This window comes from Streptococcus infantis, assembly GCF_047460685.1.
GTDB lineage: Bacteria > Bacillota > Bacilli > Lactobacillales > Streptococcaceae > Streptococcus > Streptococcus infantis_AD.
The window spans coordinates 141,069-151,364 of the sequence record NZ_JASHFS010000002.1; the positions used below are offsets into that span (position 1 = coordinate 141,069).

Consider the following 10,296-nt stretch of genomic DNA (forward strand, 5'->3'; position numbering starts at 1 on the left):
GGTCTGCATTACAATAAAAAATAAATAGGATAAATCAGAGGCTAACACCTCCACTTTTTTGTGCCCTTAATTTTTGTATAGATGCCCCGATTTTTGTTTTAATCATGCAAAAAATCCGCATTTTAGTGCTGAGAGAGCGATTTTGAGGTATTTTCGGATCTTTTTGTGTACTATCTATCGCTAGAAAAACCTACAGGCGCAAGGCTTAAGGTCACTTTTTAGCTCATCAGATAACTTTCAGAAAAACAAGCATTTTTCGGAAAATTTTGTGAAATAAAGGAGAGGAATTTTTGGAGATTTCATAATAAAAGACACCAAATTATGGCTCTATAATATTTGTAGTGGGTAAATCCCCTATAGATATTATGGAGCCTATTTTAAGGTAGAAAACATACTAAGATTAGTAGTGAGAAAATCTCCGACGGGAGAGAGTACTCACTACTTTTTCTTTATGTTAAAGTAGAGGTGTCTTGTAAAGTCGTAGGGCTGTTTGGCGCTAGACGTCGCGTATTGAAAATAAAATCACTAAAACACGGAATTATTCAAGACAAAAGAGGTAATATCATGCGTACAGTATTTGGGATTGATGTGAGTAAGGCAAGTTCTGAGGTGGCAATTTTAGTCAACGGTGAAAAGATTCATGGATACACTATGCTCAATGACGCCATTGGCTTCAATCGTCTTTTGAATGACTTGAAAACTGTTCATAACCCTGAGATTATATTTGAAGCTACTGGTGTCTATTCTCGGCGTCTTCGAGCCTTTCTTGAGGAATACGGCTACGCTTATACACAGCTGAATCCTCTGGAAGCCAAGAAGCAACTGGATAGTCTGCGAGTTCGTAAAACAGACAAAATTGACGCTGAAAAGTTGGCTCATTCTCAGTTTATACTCAATCGTAAACCAACTTATGCGCAGGAAGAAGTTTATCAACACCTGCGTGATTTAAGCCGTTTCTATCAAAATCTTACAGAAGACATTGTTAGAGCTAAAAACCGTCTACACAAGGTCTTACAAGTCACCTTTCCTGAATTGGAAAATCTCTTATCCACACCAACTGGAGAGCAATATTGGAATTTAGTGATGGCTTTTCCATGCAAAGAGTTTGTATTAAACCTATCTCAAAATGAATTGTGTAAGATTATCCGTCAATCTACCTCCAAACGAATCTCTGAAAAGCGTATTGCTTACCTGACTGATAAACTTATAAAACTCGCTAAACAATCTTTTTGTGCGGTCAAGAAAATCTCCCCAATGCTTGAAGAGGTTCGTTACTATGCTCAAGAATTGCTTCGTCTTTCTGAGCACAGACAGGTTGTCTTAGACGACATGGTAGCTCTAGCTCAGCCTTTACCAGAGTATGACATCTTACGATCAATTCCTGGCATCGCAGAAACCACAGCGACATCTATCATTGGCGAATTGGGAGATATTCGTCGCTTTCAGTCTACCAATCAAATCAACGCTTTTATTGGCATTGACCTGAGACACTATGAATCTGGGAACTTTCTCGCCAAGGAACACATTACTAAGCGAGGTAATCCCTATGCCAGAAAAATATTGTTCAAGTGCATTCATAACATCGCTTCAGCTAGTCATACCAATCCCTGCCATATCGCCGACTTTTATGAGAAACGAAAAAGACAATCGACAATAGCTTCAACCAAGCCACATGCGATTGCCTCTATACATCGTCTCATTCGAACAATGTATTACCTCATTACGCATAACAAACTTTACGATTACTCTTTGACCCAAAATCGATAAGGCTATCTATGCCGTATTATTATAACACCTTGTTTCAAAAAATAGCAGACGAGGTGTTTTTTTAGCATGCCCTTTTATGGATCAATAAGTGGTAAAAATAAGACAGTAACCTCAGAATAGCTACTGTCTCATCTCTTTTTTTACTTAAGGCCCTTGATATACTTGACAAATGGTAGAAAAGAGCCAAATTTTCAATTACAGTATAGCACAAGAAGAGATTTTTTGCGCTTTTTCACTGTTTTTTCAAATAAAAATCTAAGACGTCATCAGGATCTATTTCCTCAATACAAATATTATTAATATTGTAGATTTTAGAGCAGACTGAAAGAAAGTAATTATTTTTAATAGTATAATTTTTGATAGCTGATGTGCTTTTTCCGTTGTCCCATATATTGTATAAATTGTTACTATACTCATTTACAAAAAAACTGTTTAAATCTTTTGATAAACCAACTCCTAAAAATTTTAAATAAGACTCTTTTAAATTCCAATATTTAATAATTAACTGATTTTTTTTATCAAAACTATTAATATATTTTTGTTCGATTGGGTGGAACAATTCTAATATATCAGTATCAATCGATTGTTCAATCTGTTCAATATCTATTCCAATATAATCATCACTTATCGCACATACAAATATGTTTTTGGAATATGAAAAATTAAAAAAAAGATTATTAACATTAGGGAAATAAGGATAACCAAATTGATTGTAGGCTATAGGGCATGAATTTAATGGAATGTTGAAATCTTTATAAAGAAGCATTCTAAATAATAAGGAAGCATACATTCTTATTATTCTATCTTCTGTTTTTTTTATCTTTAAGATTTTACTCATTTTTTGTTTAGGAATCAAGTTTTTTTTTGTTTTACAGAGTTTCTCAATATGGTGTAGATGCTCGAAATTTGTTATTGTTGAAAAATAAATCTTTATCATAATGTGTCTAAAATACTAATTAAACTACTAAGTAATGTCATATCTTTATATTTTTTAAGATCCGTAATGATGTACTTTAGTATGACATTATTACAGGATGTTTTTGCTACAGTAATCGCAGTGATGTAATGTAGTTCTGCTTTCAAATAATCCCCTTTCATACGAAATATTTCTGCTAATTCATAATTTAATTCAGATAATCTAAAAGTAGAATTACTTTCCGCTAAGATTTTTAATCCTAATTCGCACATATTTTGTGCCTTATCTAAAGATTTTAGATATTTAAAATTTTTAGCGGAACTATATAACAGTATAGCAATATTTTCAAAATTATTGCGTTTATCAAAAGTTAAATATCTATTTATTGAAAACGTAAAGTATTGTTCTGCTAAGTTATAATTTTTTAACATAAAATAACATGAACCTATTGCTCCTATAATTAATAATTCGGAATCAGACGATTCTTTATTTTGAAGAAACTTTAAAATATTTTTATTACTACCAGTAATTGTATTGGTTTGTTTTAGACCATTAAATAGATGATTTAGAGATTTTAATTGATCGTTTAAATAATGGGAAAAGTAAAGGCCTTCGAAATAATATAATAATTGTATATGTTCATCTTCTATAAATTTAGTCCACAAATTATTCAAGTCAATAAATTGGTACAAATTTTGATATTCTCGTAAATGGACATAGTTATGCAGTTTTTGTATTAATTCATCATTAACATGTGAATCATAATTATTAAGAATAGAGGAGGAAAGATTAAGTCTACTAAGCAAAAGACTTAATTTTTCAGTAGAGGGGTGGTGGAAGCCTTTTTCAATTCTACTAAGTTGAGCCTGGGAGCAGATTCCCAAAGAAAGCTGTTGTTGAGTAAAACCTAGTTCTTTTCTCCTAAGTTTCAATTTTTCACCTAAGGTTTCCGCATCCATAAAACACCTCAATATTCAAAAACGTATATTACATAAAATCTATTATATGGTATTCTTAAAAAAAACACAAGGAGAATACTATGGAAATAATTGAATACAATGAAAATTTTAAAACTCAATTACTAGATTTTGTTTTAGATATTCAGAATAATGAATATCAATTAGAGTTAACTCTTGAAGAACAGATGGATTTGTTAGATATTGAGAATGAATATAAAAAAAATGGTAATTTCTGGATTGCTATTGATGATAATAGTAATATTCGAGGCTGTGTAGCTACTAAATTATTGGAGAATAATAAGGCAGCATTAAAGAAAATGTTTGTCAAGAGGGAAAATAGAGGTATAGGATTAGGTAGCTCCTTGATAAAAAAATGTTTAGAGTTTTTAAAGTCTAACAATGTTGATGAATTATTTTTAGGTACAGTGGATATTTTTAAAAATGCTCAAAATTTTTATGAAAATTCTGGATTTATTGAAGTGGAAAGGAATGAATTACCAAAAGATTTTCCAGTTTTAGAGGTAGATAATATATTTTATAAGTATAATTTATTTAACGCTGAACTATTTAATCCCTATGTTCCAAAATTAGTTGAGAAAATTTATTTAGGTAACAGAAAGGAAAGAGAACAATTTTTATTGGAGTGTGAAAATAATATTTTTAAGCTTCATATGGATAAAATTACTTTTGATTTATTTACTGATAGTGGTACAAGTTCGTTTGACGTAAAACAATATACTACTGCAATATCTGGACATGGTGGACCAATGGGTAGAGGAAAAAACTATGATGAATTATCAAGTGTATTACAAGAAATCTTTGGAATGGAGTACCTACTTTTGTGTTCACAAGGAAGATCGGCGGAGGCACTGCTAAATAATACAATCAATACAGAAAATAAGAGTGTAGTTCTTTGTAATAACTTATTTTCCACTACGGAATACCACCAAAGATTAAAGAATCTATCCCAAATTAACATAAGCGATGCCGTAAGTGAAGAATTACAGACCAGAGTAATTTTTAAAGGAAATATAGATATTTTTCTGCTGAAAAAGTATCTATCAAAATATGAGAGAAAAATCGCATATGTATGTATTGAATTATGTTCAAATTTAATTGGAGGTTATCCGATTTCCTTGAAGAACTTAAAAGAGGTTTACGAAATTTGCTTTAAAGAAAGGGTTCCAGTTGTTTTAGATGCAACTAGAATAATTGAAAATGCATATTTTATAAAGATGCATGAAAAAGAACAATCAATAAGTGCAATAGTTAAGGAAATCTGCGGTTATTCTGATTATGTGACAGCAAGTTTAAAAAAGGATTTTTTATGTGATAGTGGAGGTTTTATTGGTTGTAATGATGAAAAAGTATATTTAAAAATAGCTGATTTATCGATAATATATGGTCAAGAATTAAGCAATTTTGATAAAGGTATTATAGTAGAGGGAATAAAAGAAGCAATAAGTAATGAAGATAATATAAATTACAGGATGCTATTAACAAAGAAACTACATTCATATTTAAAGAGTGGAAGGGTGAATGTTCTTGAACCGGTGTCTGGTCATGGAGTGTGGATTGATGTTACTAACATTGTTAATAAATACAATCTTACACTCGACAGTATTCAAATTTTAATTTACCTTGAAACTGGTATCAGAGTAGGAATTGAAATTTTTAAGAAAAATTATTTATTAAGACTGGCTATTCCATATAGAAAGTATGATACAAGCCACATTAGATACATAGCTGAATTGATTATAAACTTTTTCAACAATAAGAAATACTTACTTAAAAAATATGAAAAGCATTCTTCAGGAGATAGTATAACGGAACATTTATATGCTTCTTATTTAGAGAAATTATAGGAGGAAATGATGAACGGTTGTGTCGTTTTACGTGAATTGAGAGAGGGTTGGGGGAATGGATATTTATTCATTGTTTAAAGAACAGGTAATTAAAACACCACATAATGTAGCACTATTTTTTGAAGGTGATGAAATGACTTATGAGGAATTAGATAGCAGAGTAATAGACCTTGCTAATAATTTTGAGAAAAATTCAAATCATTTAAAAAGAATAGGTTTACTATTTAGAAATCCAATAAATTTTGTAATTGCAGCATTAGCAACTTTACGGGCTGGATTGTGCTACGTCCCATTATCAGAAAAGATGCCTCAAGATAGAATTAATTTTATTTCTCAGGATTGTGGTTTAAAGGTTATATTTTCTGATATTGAATTAAACAATTTAAAATCTGGTACCAAAAAAGAAACATTTAATTATGTTGATCAACTTAATACTGATAATTATATACGAGTGGAAAAGGAATTAGGAGACGCTGACGCCTATGTAATATATACTTCAGGTTCGACAGGAAAACCTAAAGGTGTTCCTATTACACAAAATTCAATTTGTAATACATTACAGTGGAGAAAAACAGAATATGGACTTGATAGCTCCACAGTACAATTGCAAACTTTTTCGTTTATTTTTGATGGTTCTGTCTCTAGTCTTTTTTCTGTACTAATTTCAGGTGGGAGAATAGTTTTAGTAAAAGAAACAAATTTGGGTGATATTGATTATTTAAGAAGTTTAATAAATTCTCAGGGTGTAACAAATTTATTTATGGTACCATCGTTATTATCAGCACTTTTAGATATTGTTGATGAATCAGATTTTTGGAATATAAAATGTGTAACAACTGGTGGCGAAAAACTTCAAAAATCTATACTAAATAATTCAATAATTTTAAATAAGAAGATAGAAGTTGTAAATGAGTATGGACCAACAGAAAATAGTGTGACATCTACGTTTTTAAGAAGAGCATCATTGTTAAACTATGGTAGTATTGGATACCCAATTACAGGATGTTCATTGATTGTCATGGCAGATGGCAAGGAATCAAACAAAGGTGAGTTGTGTGTATCTGGTATTGGCTTAACGAGAGGATATTTGAATAAAGATGATTTGAACTATAATGTATTTTTTTACTATGGCGGTAAACGTTACTACAGAACAGGGGATATTGTTGAAAAACAAAAAGATGATTCAATCAAATTCATAGGACGGAAAGATTATCAGGTTAAATTAAATGGTTACCGTATAGAGTTAGAGGAAATAGAGTCAGTTATATTAGAATGTAATCTAGTTACGAATGCGGCAGTAATAGTAAAAAATAATCAATTAATTGCTTTTATTTCAAGAAATGAAAATAATGAGCAGGTAGTTAGTCAAATCAAGGGGAGTATTAAGAATAAATTACCAAATTATATGATTCCTAGTAAATACATTGAACTAGAAGAGTTTCCCATTAATCTATCTGGAAAGATTGACAGAAATGAACTAAAAAATTATTTTGTCCCATCTAGTGATAAAATTATTTATGCTGAAACGAGTCTTGAGAAGGAAATCCATAACATTTGGCAACAATATTTACAAGTTTCAAATTTTGGAGTTACAGATAATTTATTTGAACTGGGAGGTGACTCACTAACTGCGGGGAGAATAGCAGGAAATTTGAACAAAAAGTATAGTGTAAATATTAGAATATCAGATATTTTTAATAACCCTACTGTCAGAAATTTAGCTATTATATTAGACAAACAGTTAGAAAAACTTGTACGTAAGAAACATGTTAATAATAATTTAAAATCTGGAATTTTAGAGAGTCAAAAGGGAATATTTTTTTATCAGCAAAGGTTTCCAGAAAGTACGGCCTACAATAATCCATTCTATATAAAGATACCATCTGATATAGATAACAATACTATTGAAGTGGCATATAACAGGCTATTATTATCACAAGAAAATCTTAGAAAATTATTTGTACTTGATGGTAGTGAAATCAATTCTTTTGTTAGAGAGTTTTGTTACCAAAGCATAGAGGTATGTACATTTGAAGATGAGATTAACAACAAGAAATTCGAGGAAGAAATAATAAGCTTTGATTTAGGTAAAGACCAATTGGTTAGAAGTAAGATTTTTCAGAATAAGACAGAAAAATTTCTATTTCTTGACATCCATCATATAGTATTTGATGGAGAATCTTTAAATATTCTGATTAAGGAACTATATAATTATTTATATTCCGATAGTATAGTAAATGAAGCTTCTAAATTTAATTACAATGTTAGCAGTAATATTGTAAATCAAAATTGGTGGAGACAGTACATCGAATCGGGTTTTTTAAAACCTAGTCGATTTAAAACTGAAAAAAGTACTAGATCTATAATTAAGCATCGTAAAGGGTTGAAAATATCCAAAAAACTGGTTACAAAACTATTTGTAGAGGATAAAAATAATATTACAAATAACTCTGTTTTATTGTCTGTGTTTTTAATAGTTTTATCCAGATTTTTACAAGAAAAAGAATTATTAATTGGTATTCCATTTAGTAACCGTGAGATTGATAATTCTAAAATAGGCATGTATGTCAACACTTTACCATTAAATATCGCTATTAATGAAGATAAAAGTTTTAAAGAATTTTCTTACGATATTCAAAAATTGATTTTTGATTTATATGAAAATAAAGAGATTAGTATCGAGGAGATTTTAGATCAAATCAAAGAAAAGAATGATACAGATTTTAAAAATGGCTTATTTGATATTGTATTTTCGAGTCAAGTTTATGATCCAAATATTCCTCTACAATATAAGTTACTTAATCATACTAATGCGAAATTCCCATTTATTTTTACTATAACAGAGAATGAAGAAGACTATTTGATTAAGGTTGAAGCTGTAGATTTTAAAAATGCAGAGCAGATTATACAAAATTTTATAACAGTATTTGAAAATATTATTTATAGTTTAAGTAATAATGTTGACCAAAAAATTAGTTCTATTGAAGTATATTCCTTTGAACATTTAGGAATTAGAAGAGTTGGTGGTGTAAAAGACTATAGAAACTTACTAGATGTATTTTCAAATATTGTAAATGAGTATCCAGAAAAGATAGCATTAAAATTTGGAGATAAGTGTTTGACTTATAGAGAACTGGATAGACATTCAAGTTCTCTAGCTAATATTTTGGATAAACAAGGAGTAAGAAATGGAGATAGGGTTGGAATATATTTAGATAAAGGAATAGATTTTATTATTTCGATGCTGGCAATATTGAAATTAGGAGCATGTTATGTTCCGATTGATACGAATTATCCTGACAATCGAAAACAATATATTATTGATAATAGTAAATTACAAGCAGTACTTTTTAATGATCAAAAATTTATTTATGATATTTTTGCAGGTATAAAGATAAATGTAAGTGATTATAAGAATAAAAGATGTGATTTTATACCAAGAGCAGTAGATAGTAAGCAACCTGCCTATATTATTTATACATCGGGATCAACAGGTAATCCCAAAGGAGTTGTAGTAAATCATCATAATATTTTAAGTCTTCTTTTTCCAGTGAATAATAATTTTCATTTCTCTCATAAAGATGTATGGACAGCTTTTCATTCGTTCTGCTTTGACTTTTCTGTTTGGGAGATTTATGGAGCACTACTTTACGGTGGAATGTTAGTAATTGTTCCTGATAAAGTAACAAAAGATCCATTTGCATTTTCTAGTCTACTTTTAAATGAAGAAGTGACTATATTAAATCAGACTCCATCAGCTTTCTATGTTTTTTCTGAAGTGAATAAAAATGTTAAATTTACAAATTTAAGATATGTTATTTTTGGAGGAGAAAAATTAAATCCTGCTCGTCTTAGTCAATGGAATAGTGTAAATCCAAAAGCTAAACTTATTAACATGTATGGTATTACTGAAATTACAGTACATGCTACTTATAAAGAATTACAAAAGAGTGATTTATTAACAAATAAAAGTAATATAGGAAAAGTATTAGATACACTTGGTTACATTATTTTAGATAAAGATGGTCATTTAGTTCCGAGAGGGGTTGTCGGAGAATTATACTTATATGGGCATGGTATCAGCAATGGTTATTTTAATAGTCAACAATTGACGAATGAAAGATTTATAGTCCATCCATTTCTTAATGATAAAGTATTATATAAAACTGGAGATTTAGTGATTGAAGGAGAAACTGGAGATTTAGAGTATATTGACAGAATAGATTCACAGGTAAAATTAAGAGGTTATCGAATTGAATTAGGTGAAATCGAAAGAGTGATCTGTAAACATTCGTTAGTGACTAACTGCAAGGTAATAGTTGATGAAAATGATAATTTAGTCTGTTTTATTGAGTCAAAATTCGTATCGAAACAAGAGATGGTTGGTTACGCGAAAAAAAATCTTACAACATACATGCAACCTACTCAATTTATTATTTGCAAGCAGTTCCCAATAACGAGTAATGGAAAAGTAGATCTTGATTCTTTAAAAATCAAATATAAAAATAGTGTTGTGGAATCATATATTGGAGAGAATATTACATTGACAAAAGAACAGTCAATTGTAAAAAATATATGGACAACAGTATTGGGTGTAGATTCATTTGGAGTAGAAGATAGTTTTTTTGATATTGGTGGTCACTCACTTAAAGTGCCTCAAGTTATAGTCAATTGAAACAAGAACAAGACAAAAGAGCCTCGAAAAAAGTACTACAACTTGGCAATACCTTTTTGAGATGCTTTTTGATATGGGCCCATGTTTTCTCAATAGGATTGTACTCAGGTGAGT

At 29.8% G+C, this 10,296-nt stretch carries 5 protein-coding genes and 1 pseudogene; 3 read left to right on the forward strand and 3 right to left on the reverse strand.

What is annotated here, in order from left to right; translation table 11 throughout:
- Positions 1–564: 564 nt before the first annotated feature.
- The gene (locus QM917_RS01595) at positions 565–1,767 is read left to right on the forward strand and encodes an IS110 family transposase (protein WP_049527613.1); all 1,203 of its coding nucleotides are present in this window, start codon (positions 565–567) and stop codon (positions 1,765–1,767) included.
- 232 nt (positions 1,768–1,999) lie between these two features.
- On the opposite strand, the gene QM917_RS01600 is transcribed toward QM917_RS01595, so the two are convergent.
- Entirely contained in the window at positions 2,000–2,605 is a 606-nt protein-coding gene (locus tag QM917_RS01600; RefSeq protein ID WP_414284503.1) for a 4'-phosphopantetheinyl transferase family protein, read from the reverse strand.
- 95 nt (positions 2,606–2,700) lie between these two features.
- Positions 2,701–3,642, reverse strand: a complete 942-nt coding sequence (locus QM917_RS01605) for a helix-turn-helix domain-containing protein (protein ID WP_414284504.1) — start codon at positions 3,640–3,642, stop codon at positions 2,701–2,703.
- 80 nt (positions 3,643–3,722) lie between these two features.
- Here QM917_RS01605 and QM917_RS01610 point away from each other — a divergent pair, with 80 nt between their 5' ends.
- The gene (locus tag QM917_RS01610) at positions 3,723–5,507 is read left to right on the forward strand and encodes a GNAT family N-acetyltransferase (protein WP_414284505.1); all 1,785 of its coding nucleotides are present in this window, start codon (positions 3,723–3,725) and stop codon (positions 5,505–5,507) included.
- A gap of 55 nt (positions 5,508–5,562) precedes the next feature.
- Complete coding sequence (locus QM917_RS01615) at positions 5,563–10,182, forward strand: amino acid adenylation domain-containing protein (protein WP_414284506.1); 4,620 nt, start codon at positions 5,563–5,565, stop codon at positions 10,180–10,182.
- On the opposite strand, the pseudogene QM917_RS01620 reads toward QM917_RS01615, so the two are convergent.
- Positions 10,175–10,296, reverse strand: a pseudogene (locus QM917_RS01620) (IS630 family transposase); the annotation flags it as partial. The gene QM917_RS01615 and the pseudogene QM917_RS01620 overlap by 8 nt on opposite strands.